Source organism: Methylobacterium sp. WL9, from assembly GCF_008040035.1.
GTDB classification, from domain to species: domain Bacteria; phylum Pseudomonadota; class Alphaproteobacteria; order Rhizobiales; family Beijerinckiaceae; genus Methylobacterium; species Methylobacterium thuringiense.
This window is the reverse complement of the sequence record NZ_VRVE01000001.1, coordinates 117,362-134,427: the sequence shown is the minus strand read 5'-3', so window position 1 is coordinate 134,427 and position 17,066 is coordinate 117,362. Positions and strand designations below refer to the sequence as shown.

The following is a 17,066-nucleotide window of genomic DNA, read 5'->3' as shown; positions in this document are numbered from 1 at the left end:
CGAAAGGAGAATGAACATCCATGATGCGATGCGGCCGTCGCGGCGGTCGCTGGTGTTCGGAACGTTGGCCTCGGTGTCCTTCGCGCGCCTCGCGATGGCCGACGCGCTGGCGCTGGTGGCCAAGGACCCGAATTGCGGGTGCTGCGGGTAGTGGATCCCCCACGTGCGGGAGTCGGGCTTCACGGAGACCGTGAGCACGGGACCGGTGAACCCCATCAAGGTACGCCTCGGCGTGCCGCGATACCTGGCGGCGTGCCACACCGCCCAGGTGGGCGGCTACGTCGTGGAGGGACACGTCCCGGCCGGGGCGATCAAGCGGCTGCTGGTCGAGAGGCCAGAGCGGACTGGGCTGGCCGTGCCGGGGATGCCCGTCGGATCGCCCGGCATGGAGGTCGAGGGCATGGAGCCCGATACCTACGCGGTGGTGCTGTTCGGGCCGACGGGACGAAGCACGTTCGCGCGTCACCGCGGCGGTGAGGTGGCTTAGTATCCAGAGACGCTCAGGGCTCCTGGGGGGAGAGTGCGTTCTTCCATTCGGCTGAACGAGGAAGGGTGGAACGCGCATCACGCATTCCACCCCCGAGGCGAGCTGCGCACGGTCCGACCGAACCGCGGGAAGCCGAATGCCTACATGCGGTGACCGCGGTGATGGCCCATCATGTGGCCGCGGCGATGGCCGTGACCCATCATGTGATGACCATGCCCGTGGCGCATCATGCGATGGCCGTGATGGTGACCATGACCCATCATGCGATGGCCGTGCATGCCGTGCATGCCGTGCATGCCGTCCATCCGGACCTCGGTCACGGTGGTCGGGGCATCGACGGCGCCGATCATACCGGCGGCAGCCGAAGCCGGGGCGACCGAAACAGCGCCCAGGGTTGCCAGGATGGCGGCGGCGAACAGGGACTTCTTCATGGGCTTCCTCATGTCGTTGTCGGAGATGCGTCGGAACGGACGGCAACCGAGTGCGGGGAACGGCTCCGCTTACAAAACCGTTCCGCGGGGTACGTTCTTCTCCAACTCACGTGCTTTACGAAATATTGGATTTCTGCCGTGCTGATCGTCAGCCCCGCCTTTCGCCTCAGCCGCCGAGCCCATCGGACCCATCAGCCGCCCCTGGCCGGCCAACGATGATGCAGGTCGTCGATGACGTAGGCATGGGCGTGACGGCGGTCTCCATGCAGGTGCGGGTGCCGGACGTCGAGGTCCGCGTGCGCGTGCTCGATCACGTCGGGGTCCGGCGCCGGCCATAGCCGGGCCGCCGCGGCGACACCGGCAAGCGTCACTGCCCCGAGGATCGCCAGCGTGGCGGACATTCCAACGGACGGGCCGAGCCAGCCGGCCAGCGGATAGGTGAGCAACCACGCCGCATGGGACAGGGCGAACTGGGCGGCGAAGACGGCCGGCCGGTCCTCCGGGGTCGCCGAGCGGCGCAGGAGTCTGCCGGTAGGGGTCTGCACGGCGCAGTAGGCGATGCCGAGCACCAGCCAGGTCCCGAGGAGAAGCGGCCAGCCGATGGTCCCGCCCCCGGTCATGGCGGCGACACCTAGGAGAACCACGCCGCTTAGGGCCGCCGCGGGGATCATGACGGCGCGGTCCGATAGTCGGTCGAGCAGGCGCGGCAGTGCCAGGGCGGCGATCATGGAGCCGCCTCCGAACAGGCCGAGGGCAAGGGCCACGTCGGTCTGGGCTCGGCCCAAGAGGCCCTGCACGATCACCACGGTGTTGACGATGACCATTGCGCCGGCCGCGGCGACCGCGAGGTTCAGGGCGAGCAAACCGCGCAGGCGCGGCGTCGCGAGGTAGATCCGAAGGCCGCGCGTCGTTCGGTCGTAGATGCCGCCCTGCCAGTCGGACCGTGTGGCGGTTGGCAAGGTGACTGACACCACCAATGCTGCCGAACACAGGAAGCCGACGACGGTGCCGCCGAACAGCGCGTTGTAGGGGACGACCGTCAGGAGAAGCGCCGCCAGGGTCGGGCTGACCAGGTTCTCCAGGTCGTAGGCGAGGCGCGAGAGCGAGAGGGCGCGGGTGTAGTCCCGTTCGTCCGGCAGAATGTCTGGGATGGTTGCCTGGAAGGTTGGGGTGAACGCCGCCGAGGCCGATTGCAGGACGAAGATCAGCAAGTAGATCTGCCAGACTTGATCGACGAAGGGCAGCGTCAGGGCGATGGCGGCGCGGACGAGGTCCGTGGCAACCAGGAATGCGCGTCGTGGCAACCGACCCGTGAAGGCCTGGGCCACCGGGGCGACGAGGACGTAGGCGACCATCTTGATGGCCAGCGCCGTGCCCAAGACCGTGCCTGCGCGATCGCCCGCGATCCGGAATGCCAGAAGGCCGAGGGCGACCGTTAGCAGGCCGGTGCCGACCAGGGCGATGACCTGGGCCGCGAAGAGATGGCGGTAGGTGCGATGGGCGAGGACGCTCAGCATCAGGTCCTCAAAGGTACTTCGCTAGGGCCTTGAACTCGGCGATGGCATCCCTGGCCGCCTTGGCGCCGTGCTCGATCCCATGGCCGAGGCAATGCTCGACATGATCCTCGATCATCAGGCGCTTCGCATTCGTGATCGCGCTCTCGACCGCATGGAGTTGCTGGGCGAGGTCCACGCAAGGCCGGCCTTGCTCGATCATGGCGATGACGCCAGCAAGGTGGCCATGGGCTCGCTTCAGGCGCTTGACGAGGTCCGGATGCGAGGCGTGTTCCATCCCCAGATCCTATCCCCCTGGAGGGGATATCGCAAACGTTCGGCGCCATCGTTCCCATGCCGTCATGGCATCTATGAGAGCCGCCGAAACAGTGTTGGGACCGGGGCGATCAGGATCGTTGCCGTCAGGAACGCCCGTCCGGCGTCCTTGCGGACGTGCGGTCTGACCCTGCGCCGCCCCCAGCCCCCTCCCCAGGACTCCATCCGGCATCCGAGCTTCTTGCCCTTCACGGCATGGACAACCGATACCGACGGATCTTGCGATCGTCGGCCAGGTATTCCGAACGGTGTCGCGTCGGGAGGCTCACGGGACGCCCGGGCCGAGCAGCTCAGCCACGTGGGCGTCGGCGGGGTGACCCGTGGCGGCGCGGTGGCTTTCCGAGCAGGCCGCGTAGTCCGGGCCGGAGGCCGACATCACTAGCTCCCGCGTACCGTCGGGCATCGCGCGCGTTGCAAGGACGGTCCGTCCTGAGGGCCATTCGAGCGATCCGGGTACGGGTCCCGGTCGCGGCTTACCGTATCGAAGGATCCCTTCCCGCCGGACGGCGTCACGCGCGATGACGTGGGCCGCGTCGGCTAGCGGCCGCCCGACCCAGACGACCTGCTGGAGGCCCTCCTCCCGGCAGACCACGAGGACCACCTCGACTGTGTCGGGACCCGAGGCGAGCGGTTTGTCGTGCAGGTAGTATAGCCCGGTCAGGTTGGCCTCGCGGTCGATCATGGAGGGCGTGTCGATCCGGTCCACCGGACCCCATGCCAGTCCGAACGGCCCCTCGCCGGCGGGTCGCTCCGCCGCGTGCGCCGTCCCGGCCAGGGCCGCCAGAACGAACGCGGTCGTGAAGCCCCATCGGCAGGTCATCGGCCTACTCCGCGGCCTGGGGAACCATGGGATGGGGGCCGGCCCCGGCATCCGTCGCCTTGGCTTGGTCGGGGACGACGGCCCCGGCGAAGCGGGCGTACAGCGCCGGCAGCACGACCAGCGTTAGGAGCGTCGCCGATATGAGGCCGCCGATCACTACCGTCGCCAGGGGACGCTGGACCTCCGCACCGGTCTCCGTCGCCAGGGCCATCGGCACGAACCCGAGCGACGCCACCAGGGCGGTCATCGCCACCGGCCGAAGCCGGGTCATGGCGCCTTCGAGGATCGCCTCGCGGCGCGGCTTCCCCTCCGCGATCAGCTGCTTGATGTAGGTCAGCATCACGAGTCCGTTGAGGACGGCCACCCCCGACAGGGCGATGAACCCCACCGCCGCCGGCACCGAGAACGGCATCCCCCGCAGCCAAAGGGCGGCGATGCCACCGGTCAACGCCAGCGGGACGGCGCTGAACACCAGCAGGGCGTCCCTGGCCGAGTTCAGGGCCGAGAACAGCAGCAGGAAGATCAGGAAGAAGCATACCGGCACCACCACCATCAGGCGCTGGCGGGCCGAGGCCAGGTTTTCGAACTGGCCGCCCCAGGTCACGTAGTACCCCGCCTGAAGCTGAACCCCGGACGCGACCTTGGCCTGCGCCTCGGCCACGAGCGATCCGATGTCGCGGCCGCGCACGTTGGCGGTGACCACGACCCGACGCCGCCCGTTTTCGCGCGAGATCTGGTTCGGTCCCTCGGTGACGGAGAAGCTCGCCACCTGTTTCAGGAGCACCGAGGACGCCCGCCCGTTAACGCCCGGAGGCAGCGGTACCGGTATGTTCTCAAGGGCCTCGCGGTCCTCGCGCACCTTGTCGTTCAGGCGCACGACGATGGGGAAGCGCCGGTCGCCCTCGAACACCGTGCCCGCCTCGCGACCCCCGATGGCCGCGCCGATGACGTCCTGGATGGCGGAGGTGCTCAGGCCAAGGCGGGCCGCCTCGACCTTGTTGATCTTGATCTCAAGGAACGGCAGGCCCGCCGTCTGCTCGACCTTCACGTCGTCGGCGCCCTCGGTCCCGCGCAGGATCGCGGCGACCTGGTTGGCCGCCTTGAGCATCGGCTCGAACTCCTCGCCGAACACCTTCACGGCGAGGTCGCCGCGGGTGCCGGCCAGGAGCTCGTTGAAGCGAAGCTGGATCGGCTGGGAGAACTCGTAGACGTTGCCAGCGAGTGCCCCCAAGGCCTTCTCGATCTGCTCCTGCAGCTCGGCCTTCGACAGGTCCGCGTCGGGCCATTCCTCCTGCGGCTTCAGGATGACGAAGGTGTCGGACGAGCTCGGCGGCATCGGGTCGGAAGCAACCTCCGCGGTGCCGGTCTTGGAGAAGACGTAGGCTACCTGGGGGAAGCGGCTGATCGCCTGCTCGACCTTCAGCTGCATCGCCTGGGACTGGGTCAGGGAGGTCGAGGGGATGCGCTGGGCGTTCAGCGCGATGCTCTTCTCGTCGAGCTGGGGGATGAACTCCTGCCCCAGCTTGGTGAACAGGAACCCGGCGCCGACGAGCAGCACCAGGGCGACCGCGACGAAGGTCATCGGGACGCGCAGGGCGGCGCCGAGGATGGGGCGGTAGGCGGCCTTGATCCCGCGGATGAGGACGTTGTCTGTCTCGGTCACCTTGCCGGTGATGACGATTGCGATCATCGCCGGCACGAAGGTGAGCGAAAGGATGAACGCCGAGACGAGGGCGATGATGACGGTGAGCGCCATCGGTTCGAACATCTTGCCCTCGACCCCGGTGAAGGTGAGGAGCGGCACGTAGACGAGGATGATGATGGCCTGCCCGTAGAGGGAGGGCTTGATCATCTCCTCGGCCGAGGCCCGAACGGTCGACAGGCGTTCCTCCAGGTCGAGCTTGCGCCCGAGCTCCCCCTGCCGCTCGGCGAGATGCCTCAGGGCGTTCTCGGTGATGATGACGGCGCCGTCGACGATGAGGCCGAAGTCGAGCGCGCCGAGGCTCATCAGGTTGGCGCTGATCCGGCCCTGGACCATGCCGGTCATGGTCATCAGCATCGCCACCGGGATGACGAGGGCGGTGACAATGGCCGCGCGGATGTTGCCGAGCAGCAGGAACAGGATGACGATGACGAGGGCGGCGCCCTCGGCCAGGTTCTTGGCGACGGTCCGGATCGTGGCCTCGACCAGCAGGGTCCGGTTGAGGACGGTCTGCACCTCCACGCCGGGGGGGAGCGTGCGCCGGATCACCGTCATCCTCGCGTCGACGGCGGCCGAGACCGTCCGGCTGTTCTCGCCGATCAGCATCAGGGCGGTACCGATGACGACCTCGCGCCCGTCCTCGCTGCCCGACCCGGTGCGCAGGTCGCGCCCGATCCGGACCTCGGCGATGTCGGAGATGCGGACCGGCACGCCGCCGCGCGTGGTGACGACCACAGAGCCGATGTCCTCCATGGTCTCCAGGCGGCCGGCGGCGCGCACGACGTATCCCTCGCCGTTGTCCTCCAGGTACCGTGCGCCCTGGTTGGCGTTGTTGGCCTCCAGCGCCCGGCCGATGTCGGCGAAGGACAGGTCGAGGGCGGTGAGCTTCATCGGGTCGGGCTGGACGTGGTACTGCTTGTCGAAGCCGCCGATGCTGTCGACGCCGGCGACACCCGGGACGGTTTTCACCTGGGGGCGGATGATCCAGTCCTGGACCGTACGCAGGTAGGCCGTGCGTTCGAGTTCCGTCGCGAGTCGTTGGCCCTCGGGTGTCAGGTAGCTTCCGTCCGATTGCCACCCGGCCTTACCGTCCGGAGAGACCTTGCGCTCCTTGGATTGGGCGTAGTGGATCGACCACATGTAGATTTCGCCAAGGCCCGTCGAGATCGGGCCCATATGCGGCTCGGCTCCCGGCGGCATGGTCGACTTCGCCTCGCCGATGCGCTCCGCGACCTGCTGGCGGGCGAAATATATTCCAGTCGCCTCCGAAAAGACGGCGGTGACCTGCGAAAACCCGTTCCGCGACAGCGAGCGGGTATATTCCAGGCCCTTGATCCCGGCGAGCGCGGTCTCGACCGGGTAAGTCACTTGCTTCTCAATATCGACGGGCGAAAGCGACGGAGCCGTCGTATTGATCTGCACCTGGTTGTTGGTGATGTCGGGCACGGCGTCGATGGGGAGCTTGGTCAGCGAAAACACGCCGAAGCCTGCCGCGAGGAGCGACAGGAGCACCACCAGCCAGCGCTGGTGGACGGAAAAGTCGAGGATCTTCGAGATCATTGCCGCGCCCCCCTCAATGGTCGTGGTCGGCTTCGGCCTTGCCGAGCTCGGCCTTCAGGACGAAGGAGTTGGCCACTGCGACCTCGTCTCCGGGCTTGAGGCCGGTGAGGATCTCGAAGGCGTCGTCGTCGGCCTTGCCGATCGTCACGTCCCGGCGTTCGAACCCGTCCGTATTGCGGACGAAGACGACTTTCTCTCCGCCGATGGTCTGGATGGCGGATTTGGGCAGGCGGACCTTCACCTTGTCCTGGGCGATCTCGACCTCGGTGGTGACGAAGGTGCCGGGCCGCCAGGCCATGTCCTTGTTCGGCAGGGCGACGATGACCCTGGCGGAGCGCGTGTCCGGGTTGAGGATCGGGCTGACGAATACGACCTTGCCCTCGGCGCCGGCGTCGTCGCCCCCGACGATGGTCACCTTGGCGCCCTCGCGGACCTTCGACAGTTCGGTGGTGGGGACGGCGAGCTCGATCCACACGGAAGACAGGTCGGCGACGGTGTAGACGTCGGCAGGATCGCCCTCCTTGCCGACGGCGGTGCCGACGTCGACCTTGCGCTCGACCACACGCCCGGCGAGGGGCGACCTCAGTTCGTAGCGGCGCAGGCTCGATGAGTTCGGGGTTGTCTCGTCCTTCTTGGCCGAAGCGGCGACCTCGGTCGCGTTGAGGCCGAGCGCCGAGAGCTTCTGCCTAGCCAAGTCGACGCGCAGGGTCGCCTCCGAGTAGGCCGCCCTTGCGTTCAGGAATGCGGACTCGGCCGAGATCTTCTTGTCCCAGAGCGCCTGTTGGCGGTCGAAGTTGGTCTTCTCCAGGTCCGCCTTCACCGTCGCGGTGAGGAAGTCGCTCTTGGCCTCGGCCACCTCGCGGCTGTCGAGGACGGCCACGACCTCCCCCTTGGCCACCGCCTCGCCGAGGCGTTTGCGCATTTCGGACACGGTGCCGATCACCCTCACGGGCACCCGGGCGATGCGGTCGGCGTCTTGGGTGATGGTTCCTGGCACTAGCAGGTGGCGCGAGAGGATGCCGCCCTCGACCGTCGCCAGTCTGATATCCTGCTCCGCGGCCTGCTCGGCCGTCATCTTGATCTTGCCCTCGCCCTCCTCGTCGTGGCCGTGCGCCTCGCCCTCGGCGTGCTTGTGGCCGGCGGCTTCCGGCTTGGCCTCACCTTCGGAATGCTTGTGCTCCCCGGGAGGCTCGGGCTCGCCCTCGGCATGCACATGGCCGTGCTCGGCGTGACCGTGTCCGTCGTCGGTCGCGGTGGCCGCGGGCTTGGTCATGGCCGCATTGGTGGGCGGTGCCCCCCGGGCTTTCGTCATGCCGGCGGCGGCGAGTGCGCCCTGAACGGCCTCGGATACACGGGGGAAGGCACCGCCGATGGCGATGCCGATGGCCAGGAAGGCCACGGATAGAAATGCACGCATGGGAATGGGCCGGGTTCCGACCGGGAGGCCGCATCACCGCTCGGGCGGCTGAAGACGGTCCCGTACTGGGTCTTTCGCGAAGGTGAGGCAGCCGAGCCCCGCGAGGGACCGGCCGGGACGCGCCACGGACGTGGCTGCGTCGCCTCAGATGCGAGGCGGCCTAGGGAGGCGATCGGGGGAAACGGACCCGCCTCTGGTGGTCAGCGTGGCGTATATAGCGCGCCCAGTTTCCCGAGTTGGCGATGTCAGCGTGCCGTCGACACTGAGCGCCTGATGGCACCCGCAGTTCGCGTGGCAGGCAGGGCAGGCATCGGCATGATCGGCCGTCGCCCCGTCGGCCGATGCCGTAAGCTCGTGCCCGACGGATCGATGGGCCTCGGCAGAGTGGATCGCGCCAGGGACGACCAGTGCCAGCACCAGGACGAACGAAAGTATGCGGATGGTCGTCGCCCACCAGCCGCGTGACGTCTCGTAAGCCTTGATCCGGGATCCTGTGCCCATGGCTGCCTTATGAACGACTCCGCACCACCCGTACATCACAGATGATCAAGTCGCTGTCCGACCCTCAATCGTCGTCGTGATGATGGTGATGGTGATGCCGGTCCTCGAAGTATGCCGGGCGCTCGTCGTAGTGAGGCCGATGGCGGTGCACGACTACGTCGTCATGGTCACCGTGGCGGTAGCGGTCGACGTGGACGTGATCCTCGCGTCGCTCGAAGCCGCCGCCGTAGTATTGGGCCGACGCGGCGACCGGAGCGAGGATTAGGCTCAAGGCTGCCAAGACGGGAATTCGGGCTCGCATCACTCGTCCCTCGGGCTGGTGTCATAGTCAGGATGGGCGCGGACAGTTGAACGATGGCTGAAAACCCCGTTCATCCATCCACGCCCGAGTCGTGGGTCAGTGGCGCTCGATGACCGTGGTGGAGTGCTCACCGCCGTGGTCATCGTGGTGGTCGTCGTGATGATGATGGTCGCGCACGACCTCGTGGTGGTCATCGTGATGGTCATGATGACCATCGCCATGGACGCCGACGCCGCCTGGCCCGACGTCGATGTGCTGCGCGAGGGCAGCGACCGGAGCGAGGGCCAACGACAGTGCGGCGGCGTATGCGAGAAGGCTCGTCTTCATGTTCACTCTCCCGTGATCGAAAGCGAGCGAGCAACGCATCGGTACGCAAAAACCGATCCTAATAATCCCGGCCCGACCCGGGAAATTTCGGCAAGAAAGTGCCGACTACCTAAATTCCTGATGCCGAATGCCCCGCGGTCGTCGCCGTTTCCGTCACACGACTTGGTCGGATACGAGTGGGCAAGCGGTGTCGCCGCCGGTCTCGATCTGGAGGGTGGTGTGGCCGATGCCGAACCGTTTCTTGATCCCGGCGGCCGCGTCCATGAGGAAGGCGTCGTCGTGTCGGCCGCCGGGCATCAGGAGATGGGCCGTGAGACAGGTTTCCGTGGTGCTCATCGCCCAGACGTGCAGGTCGTGCAGGGCGGTGACCCCGGGCAGGCCTTCGAGGTGGCTTCGGACTGCGTCAGGGTCGATGCCCGGCGGGACGGCGGCGAGGGACAGGGTGAGGCTGTCGCGCAGGAGTCCCCAGGTGCTCCAGACGATGACCGCCACGATGGCGAGGCTGACGACGGGATCGAGCCAGGTCCAGCCGGTGTAGAGGATCACGAGGCCGGCGATGACCACGCCCGCCGAGACGGCGGCGTCCGCGGCCATGTGTAGGAAGGCGCCCTTGATGTTGATGTCGCCCTTTGCGCCGGAGGCGAACAGCCAGGCGGTGATGCCGTTCACGAGGATGCCGATCGCGGCGACGATCATCACTGTCTTGCCGGCGACCGGTGCGGGCTCGCCGAAGCGCTGGATCGCCTCCCAGGCGATTGCGCCGACAGCGATCAGCAGGAACACCGCGTTGAACAAGGCCGCCAGGATCGACGAGCCCTTCATCCTGTAGGTGTAGCGGGCGCTCGGTGCGCGCTTGGCCAGCACCATTGCGACCCAGGCCACCACCAGCCCGAGCACATCCGAGAGGTTGTGGCCGGCGTCGGCCAGCAGGGCCATCGAGTTAGAAAGCACCCCGTAGGTGGCCTCGACGCCGACGAAGCCGACGTTGAGGGCGATGCCGATGGCGAACGCCTTGCCGAAGCTCGCGGGGGCATGGGAATGGCCCGGCCCGTGTGAATGGCCCGCATGGCCCTCGGCCGAGTGGGCCTCGTGGTCATGCGATCCGTGATCGTGGCTGGCGTATGCGTCGTGCGTTGTCATGGCGTCCTGTAGGGGGCGGTATCGGTCGATGGATTGCGGCGGGGCCTATTCGGCTGGCGTTGGGTGGGTCGCGATGGTGCCTTCGCGGTGCTCCGCCCAGGCCTGCCGCAGGATCTGGACGGATGAGGTCAGGAAGATGCCGGCCATGACCGCCGCCACGGCGAGATCGGGCCAGGCGCTGGAGGAGCCCCAGACTCCGAGCGCGGCGACCATCACGACGACGTTGCCGATCGCATCGTTGCGCGAGCACAGCCAGACCGAGCGCACGTTGGCGTCGCCGTCCTTGTAGCGGCGAAGGAGGAGGACCGATCCGAGGTTCGCGGCCAGCGCCATCATGCCGATGATGCCCATCACCTCGGCCTGGGGCACGCCGAGGACCATCGTCTGGTAGACTGTGCTGCCGAACACCCAGAGCGCCATCAGGAACAGCGACGCGCCCTTGAACAGGGCTGCCTTCGAGCGGGTGGCCAGGGTGGCGCCGATCACCGCGAGGCTCAGTCCGTAGGTGACGGTGTCGGCGAGGAAGTCGAGGGCGTCGGCCTTGAGCGCTTGCGAGCCGGCGAGTTGGCCGGCCGCCATCTCGGTCACGAACATCGCGCCGTTGATGCCGATGACCGTCCACAGGACGGCCTTGTAGTGCGGGTCGACGCCGTCGAAGACTGGGACGCCGGCCGAGCAGCATGAGACTTCGGAAGCCACATGGTCTTGGCCGTGATTGGAGGAGGCTGAGACTGGCGGCGCAAGCCTGGGCGGCGAACCGGATTTTGAAACCGTCGTCGCGCCGCAGCAATGATCGCTCATGTCTTCGCCTTTCCAACGGACGAGGAGGAGCGTACGACCTCTAGCGGCTAGAGCTGCAAGCGGAAAATCATGGAAATCTCCATCGGCGAGCTGTCGCGACAGACCGGCGTGAAAGTCCCCACGATTCGTTACTACGAGCAGGTCGGGTTGATGCCGGAGCCCCCCCGCACGACCGGCTCTCAGCGTCGCTACGGGGAGGCCGAGGTGGCGCGTCTCAACTTCATCCGACATTCCCGCGAACTTGGTTTCGAGGTCGATGCCGTCCGGGAGCTGTTGACATTGAACGCCCATCCGGAGCGCTCTTGTGCCGAGGTCGACGCGATCGCCCGTCGCCATCTCGCTGAGGTCGAACGACGTATCGAAAAGCTTACGGGATTGCGGGACGAGTTGAACCGGATGATCGCGGAATGCGGCCAGGGTCGCGTCGGCGAATGCCGTGTGATCGAGACGCTATCGGATCATGGCCAGTGCGCCCACGAAAGCCACTGACACGGCATCCACGTCCGGACTGACCGTCCGGTATTTTCGGCGCCATGCCCGGGTTCGCCGGTCGCGTATGCATCAGCACTTGCGCAGACGGCGGTTCTCCTTGTCGCGCCCGAGACTACGCCACCGAAGTACGTGCCGTTGATCTCGACTACCCCGTCGAGCCTAAGCCCTTCGTCCCTAATGCGGTCGGCCTCCTTCGGTCGGCCGTCATTCCCCCTTGCGACGATACCACCTGGTGCGGTCTTTCCGCGTCTCGCGCTCGAAATACTTCGTGTGGGTCACCCGGATGCCCATCTTCCTGTTGAGCGTGCCCCGCGACAGGGGAGCGCCATTGCTGATCGCTTGGCGGGCCACGAACGGGGACAGGAGCTTGATCACCTCGCGGTCCTGCACCCAGACGTCCGGTGGCAGCACGCTCCCGATCTCGCGCATGACGCGATCCCAGAACTCCTCCGCCACGAGGTCGCCCACGCGCTCCCGCAGCTTCGCCACTTCGGCTTCCAACTCCGCTACGCGCGCCTTCGAGAGCTCGGCTTCGCGTAAGGCCACCTCCGCCTTCACGTATGCCTCGTCCATAAGCTCGCGCGCGGCTTGCCTCTCGGCCTCCACCTTTCGCCGTCTGTCCTCGAACCGTTCCGAGGCCTCGATCAGCGCGGCTTGCCAAGCCCGCTCCATGAATGCGGCGTGCTCGCTCTTGAGCCGGGCCGGAAACTCCTTGGCGTCCAGCCTGGCATCGTAATGACGGGCCGCCTTCCATGACAGGAGATGGGGGCCGACCTTGCGCGGCGACCTGCCCCGCAGACGTCCCTGCAGGACCGCGATCACCCGGTCCTGGTTGACCGGCTCGCCCGTACGATGGACCTCGTCCGCCGCTGACCAGACATCCTCTTCCAAAGTCATCCCTGGCCCCTCCCCAAGGGAGGTTAAGCCCGCCGCGCTCGACAATTCCTTAATGGCAGGGAAGCGAGTCCCTCCGAGTCGGGAAGCAGGAAGTAGAAAGCGTGATCCGCTTCCCACTTCCCCACGTATTTCGTCGCGTGTCCTGAGCGCCGGCGCCCCGGCCCGGTAACCCCACTGCGAAAAGCTGACGGAAGCCCCTTCCCTTCCGTTAACGATAGCGGCCATAAAGCTCTAGCCACTAGAGGTTTTGCTTGATGATGGATGCAATCGTGGGGTACTATTGCCTCGTTAGTCCTCCCGGCATGCGTATTGAGGCCCGGAATGAACATCGTATTCTTCGCCGACGACCCTTCGGCAGTCCACGCCTCCCTTCTTGCAGACTACGCCCTCAATAGTCCCACCCCCCGCCGGCCGACGGCCGGGCCGGGTTTCCTGGCGGGGGCCGAAGCCGTCGCCGACCGCCTTCCCGACCGTCTGGAGGCCGCATCGTGCGATGGGGGCACCCTGATCGCGGCGCTCCCGCTGCGGTTGCTCCAGACCCCCTCGATCCGCGAACGGCTCGACCTCGCCGTCGTCACCTGTGGATCGGACCCGGAGTCGGCTGAGCGCGCCGTCGACGCACTGTCCTCGGACAGGAATGGATCCACGCGTGAATGCCCGCCGGCTTGGTTGCTCCCCTGCCGGCGGCAGGAGTGGCCGGACCTGCTGCGCGTCCTTCCGACCTCCGTCGGCGTACGGCGAGGACGGGGTCTCGGCTATCTTCGTTCCGGAGGTCCCGCCGGCGCGACGGCCCGACAGGCTCTCGGGCTGGCCGCAGCCCTGCTCGTCGCCGCAGAGGACCCTTACCTCCCCGCATTGGAGCCGGGGCAGGTCCTCGACATCCTGTCGGGCCAGACGACGGCGGCCGGCCTGTCGCTGCGCAAGAGGCTCCTCGACCTCGTCGCCGACCTGGACGAAGCGGCCGACGAGCTGATGCCCGCCCGGGCGACACGGCGTCCCCGCGGGCGCGCAACCATGCCGGCGGATCCTCCGCGAGGCACCGCACCGAGACGGGCGTCGAACGGGTTGTATCTCCCCGAGGCGACCCAGGACCCGGATCCTTGGCGGACGGCGCGACGCGTTTCGAAAACCGTCAGAGAACAGTAATCGGAGGTACCGACATGACCTTACGTGCCGTCATCAGATCCGCGACAGACACCGCCCCGGCATACATATCCGATCCCGGCCGGGGTCGCCGAAACCGAGCGCATCAGGCCGAACGCGGTCGAGGGCGTTCGGCACGGCGAAGCGCCCAGGAGGGCAGCAGATCGCCTCCTCCCCCCGCGGTCGTACGGGACCTCGCGGAAGAGACCTTCGACGAGCCGACCGAGACGATGTGGTCGTCCGCGGTCCTCGATGCCGACTTCGACATGGATGCCGACGACCTGCTGGCCGGCGCCACGAGCATGCACCGCGCGGTCAACGCGGAAGAAGACGGGTGGGAGTGACCTGCGGAACTCGCGAACTGCCGGCGTTGCCGACAGTTCGCGATGCGACTTTCTAAAATCTCTAAAAGGCCTCGGCGAATTAACCAAGACGTCAATAGGCTACTTGCCTTCACTGTGATGTACTTGCTAAGAACGAGGGTTTCGTTCTATAATTCGCCATCCCATAAAACGCGTCCATCGCTTCGTCCGCAGCCTTCCCCTGCGGCCGCGAACCCGTCGGCGCCTTTGCGGAGATTGCGCATGATCATAGCTTTGTTTGGCGCGTCGGGCCGGACCGACGCCGCACATGCCGCCCTCATGCTGGTGGACGCCAAGCTCGTCGAGGGGGGAGCCGCGCGGTTCGTCCGCGTAACGCTGCCGGGCGAGGCGGAGCTGCCGAAGCCGCTTTACCGGCCGGACGACCTCGTCGTCGTTCAGGCAGAGGCGGCTGACGTCGGCGAGGTCCCCGCGATCGTCATCGGAGAAGTTGCGGCGGCGAGTCGTTCGGAGGGTGACCTAGTTCTGGACCTGCCTGCCGCCTGCCTCGCGTATCCGGATGTCCTGGATCGGATCGAGGTACCGGTCGTCGTCGTCGGGCCGACGCCCTTCGACGAGCATGCCGCGGCCTTCCTGTTGTACACCCTCGCCGGAAACCCGGTTGCCGAAGGTGTTAAACAGCCGTGGCCATGGCTCCTCGGCTGCGGCCGCGCGGATGCCCTCGCGTCTTCCACCTTCGAGCGCGCCATGGGCAGCATTGCCTGCGGCATGGACATAGCACGCACGCCGCGGGTGCTCCCCGTGACCTTACCGACGTTGAGCAGAGCCGAGGCGTTGCGCATCATAGTCGGAGACCGGAGCGCCCGCACGCTCGCGGTCGGCCTACCGCTTCTTGCAAGTCTTCGGGCCGCGCGGGAGAAACCCGATGCGTTTTCCATCGACGCCGGAAGCCTCGCTTCCGCTTTCAGCGCCGACGCGGACCCCGGCAAGACGGCCCACCGACGGGACGTCGGCGACCGGCTTCGGGATCTCGCCGATGCGCTGCAGGCTATCGAGGATTACGACTCCCCGACCCAGATCGAACTCGATTGCGCTCCCCGGATCGAGGACTGGAAGTCGGCGGGCCGCGAGGTGCGCGTCGTGACAGGTCGCGTCTACGGCCACCCCAATATCGCGGACGGGCGCCCTATCGTGACGTCCGACCTCTACGCCTCGGACGGCGCGTCCTGGGCGAGGACGCTCTCGCGATATTATCGCCTCGGCAAGCCCGCCCGAGGTCAGGACAGTCGCGACTTCCGTTAGGCGCGAGGCCCGTATCCCTGCCCGGCGCCTCCGTCCGAACGGCGGCGAGCGCCCCACCATGCCCTGCCGATGGAGAACGCATGCGCCCAAACCGCGCCAACGATGCCGCATGCGATCGGCGACCCAACGTCCGGCCGCTTTGCGATGCCAGCGCGACCGTCGATCGGCCGCTCGAAGCGTGGCGCACGCTCGACCGTGAACGGATCGGGCCGGACGTCGTGGCGACGATCCGCTGTGCTCTCTCCGATCCCGTCGCTATCCTCGACGGACGCTGGCCCGGCGTCCGACGCGGCGACGCGGCGTCTGCGGTCGGGGTGGCCGTGCGCATCCTCCGGCTGGCGGGGCTTCCTTCGCCGGTCTGCGACATCGCGATGTCGGCGGTGCTGGTTCACGCCGTCAAGGGCGACCCCGCCGCCGCCCTCGTGCTGGCACACGGCCTCCATGTCGTAGCGAGAGGACACCGAGACGCGGCCCGGCTGAACGGCTGCGGAAGGCTTTGGGCCGCCGGACCCTCGCGCGGCCCGCCCGACTCGCGCGCGTGATCTTTCCGCCAGTGAATGAAAATCCCTCCGACCTAGGATGGTGCATCGCATGCGGTTGTGGTTGTTCTCGGATCTGCACCTCGACCTGTCGCGGACGCCCTGGAGGCCGGAGGCCATCCCCGAGGCCGACGTCGCCGTGGTTGCCGGCGACATCGGCCAGGGCCTGGCGGACACGGTCTCTTGGCTCGCCGCGACCGTACGGCCCGCGATGCCCGTCGTGCTCGTCGCCGGCAACCACGAGTTCTACGGCGGCGCGATGGACGAGGAGCGCGCGCTCGGGAGAGAGGCGGCCAAACGGCAGGACATCGTCCTGCTCGACGACGCCAGCGCCGTCGTGGCCGGCTGCACCTTCAGCGGCTGCACGCTCTGGACCGACTATTGGCTCGACGGCGGCGAGGCGAGACCGGACAGGATGTCGGCCGCGCTCCACGGCCTGAACGACCATCGCCGGATCACCTCGACGCAACGTCCCGCTTGGAGGAGGTTCTGGCCGGAGGACGCGTTCAAGCTCCACGAAGCGTCCCGCATCTTCCTCCAAGATGCCCTGCTTCGCGTCGATCCGCCCGGCGGCCGCAACCGACCCCACGTCGTGGTCACGCATCATGCGCCGAGCCCCCGGTCGATCGCTGCGGCCTACGCCGGAAGCGCGCTGAACGCAGCCTTCGCCTCGGATCTCGACGCGTTCGTCCAGGCGGCGAGGCCCGACCTCTGGGTGCACGGACACACGCACGCCGCCTTCGACTACCGGCTCGGCGACACCCGCGTCGTCTGCAATCCGCGGGGCTACGACGGCGAGCGGACGGGCTTCGCCCCCGGCCTGGTCGTCGACGTGGGCTGACGCCTTCGAGCGGACGCCGCCCCTTCCCGATCCATCCCGAACGCGCCGGTCCCGGAACCGTCGCTCGGCCAAACGCGGGTGAACCATGCCAAGAGACGACCTCGCATTCTTCCGCGACGACATCGAAGACGAGTTGGTTTCCTCCTCGGGTCGGTCGGGTATCCGCAGGCCGGCCCTGGAAACGCTCGCCGCCTTCGCCTTGGAGGAAGTGCTTCC

16 protein-coding genes and 1 pseudogene are annotated in these 17,066 nt (G+C 67.4%); 7 read left to right on the top strand and 10 right to left on the bottom strand.

The features are described 5' to 3' along the window. The first annotated feature begins 10 nt into the window (after nucleotides 1-10). A pseudogene (locus FV217_RS00580) lies at nucleotides 11-487 on the top strand (DUF411 domain-containing protein). Nucleotides 488-627: 140 nt separating this feature from the next. On the opposite strand, the gene FV217_RS22610 reads toward FV217_RS00580, so the two are convergent. The 6 genes from FV217_RS22610 to FV217_RS00550 form a co-directional block, all read right to left on the bottom strand. Beyond that, nucleotides 628-918 (bottom strand): hypothetical protein, encoded by a 291-nt coding sequence (locus tag FV217_RS22610; RefSeq protein WP_187272379.1) that lies wholly within the window; start codon nucleotides 916-918, stop codon nucleotides 628-630. 191 nt (nucleotides 919-1,109) lie between these two features. Continuing rightward, nucleotides 1,110-2,435, bottom strand: coding sequence for an MFS transporter (locus FV217_RS00570; RefSeq protein WP_147813219.1), 1,326 nt, complete (start codon nucleotides 2,433-2,435; stop codon nucleotides 1,110-1,112). A gap of 7 nt (nucleotides 2,436-2,442) precedes the next feature. Next, a complete protein-coding gene (locus FV217_RS00565) occupies nucleotides 2,443-2,709 on the bottom strand; it encodes a metal-sensing transcriptional repressor (protein ID WP_147813217.1) in 267 nt (88 codons plus the stop codon). A gap of 303 nt (nucleotides 2,710-3,012) precedes the next feature. Next, nucleotides 3,013-3,567 (bottom strand): threonyl-trna synthetase, encoded by a 555-nt coding sequence (locus FV217_RS00560; RefSeq protein ID WP_147813215.1) that lies wholly within the window; start codon nucleotides 3,565-3,567, stop codon nucleotides 3,013-3,015. 4 nt (nucleotides 3,568-3,571) lie between these two features. Further along, entirely contained in the window at nucleotides 3,572-6,829 is a 3,258-nt protein-coding gene (locus FV217_RS00555; RefSeq protein WP_147813213.1) for a CusA/CzcA family heavy metal efflux RND transporter, read from the bottom strand. A gap of 13 nt (nucleotides 6,830-6,842) precedes the next feature. Next, on the bottom strand, nucleotides 6,843-8,246 hold the full coding sequence (locus FV217_RS00550; RefSeq protein ID WP_147813211.1) for an efflux RND transporter periplasmic adaptor subunit: 1,404 nt from the start codon (nucleotides 8,244-8,246) through the stop codon (nucleotides 6,843-6,845). A gap of 577 nt (nucleotides 8,247-8,823) precedes the next feature. Here FV217_RS00550 and FV217_RS22605 point away from each other — a divergent pair. Further along, a complete protein-coding gene (locus FV217_RS22605) occupies nucleotides 8,824-9,012 on the top strand; it encodes a hypothetical protein (protein ID WP_210245110.1) in 189 nt (62 codons plus the stop codon). 132 nt (nucleotides 9,013-9,144) lie between these two features. Here FV217_RS22605 and FV217_RS00535 read toward each other — a convergent pair whose 3' ends face one another. The 3 genes from FV217_RS00535 to FV217_RS00525 all read right to left on the bottom strand — a co-directional run bounded on the left by FV217_RS00535 (nucleotide 9,145) and on the right by FV217_RS00525 (nucleotide 11,316). Then, nucleotides 9,145-9,375 carry a hypothetical protein gene (locus FV217_RS00535; protein ID WP_147813207.1) on the bottom strand — a complete coding sequence of 77 codons (231 nt, stop codon included), beginning with the start codon at nucleotides 9,373-9,375 and terminating at the stop codon, nucleotides 9,145-9,147. A 153-nt stretch (nucleotides 9,376-9,528) separates the two neighbouring features. Further along, nucleotides 9,529-10,515: a cation diffusion facilitator family transporter gene (locus tag FV217_RS00530; RefSeq protein ID WP_147813205.1), complete on the bottom strand. Its 987-nt coding sequence runs from the start codon at nucleotides 10,513-10,515 to the stop codon at nucleotides 9,529-9,531. Nucleotides 10,516-10,560: 45 nt separating this feature from the next. Continuing rightward, on the bottom strand, nucleotides 10,561-11,316 hold the full coding sequence (locus FV217_RS00525; RefSeq protein ID WP_147813202.1) for a cation transporter: 756 nt from the start codon (nucleotides 11,314-11,316) through the stop codon (nucleotides 10,561-10,563). A gap of 69 nt (nucleotides 11,317-11,385) precedes the next feature. Here FV217_RS00525 and FV217_RS00520 point away from each other — a divergent pair, with 69 nt between their 5' ends. Beyond that, on the top strand, nucleotides 11,386-11,805 hold the full coding sequence (locus tag FV217_RS00520) for a helix-turn-helix domain-containing protein (protein WP_147813200.1): 420 nt from the start codon (nucleotides 11,386-11,388) through the stop codon (nucleotides 11,803-11,805). A gap of 207 nt (nucleotides 11,806-12,012) precedes the next feature. Here the strand turns inward: FV217_RS00520 and FV217_RS00515 are convergent, their stop codons facing one another. Continuing rightward, complete coding sequence (locus FV217_RS00515; protein WP_187272377.1) at nucleotides 12,013-12,705, bottom strand: DNA-binding protein; 693 nt, start codon at nucleotides 12,703-12,705, stop codon at nucleotides 12,013-12,015. A gap of 321 nt (nucleotides 12,706-13,026) precedes the next feature. Between FV217_RS00515 and FV217_RS00510 the strand changes: the two genes are divergently transcribed. From FV217_RS00510 to FV217_RS00495, 4 genes are all read left to right on the top strand, one after another. Next, nucleotides 13,027-13,851, top strand: coding sequence for a hypothetical protein (locus FV217_RS00510; RefSeq protein ID WP_147813196.1), 825 nt, complete (start codon nucleotides 13,027-13,029; stop codon nucleotides 13,849-13,851). Nucleotides 13,852-14,432: 581 nt separating this feature from the next. After that, the gene (locus tag FV217_RS00505; RefSeq protein WP_147813194.1) at nucleotides 14,433-15,470 is read left to right on the top strand and encodes a DUF6634 family protein; all 1,038 of its coding nucleotides are present in this window, start codon (nucleotides 14,433-14,435) and stop codon (nucleotides 15,468-15,470) included. 80 nt (nucleotides 15,471-15,550) lie between these two features. Continuing rightward, nucleotides 15,551-16,012 (top strand): hypothetical protein, encoded by a 462-nt coding sequence (locus FV217_RS00500; protein ID WP_147813193.1) that lies wholly within the window; start codon nucleotides 15,551-15,553, stop codon nucleotides 16,010-16,012. Nucleotides 16,013-16,061: 49 nt separating this feature from the next. Then, nucleotides 16,062-16,850: a metallophosphoesterase gene (locus FV217_RS00495; protein ID WP_147813191.1), complete on the top strand. Its 789-nt coding sequence runs from the start codon at nucleotides 16,062-16,064 to the stop codon at nucleotides 16,848-16,850. Nucleotides 16,851-17,066: the final 216 nt, after the last annotated feature.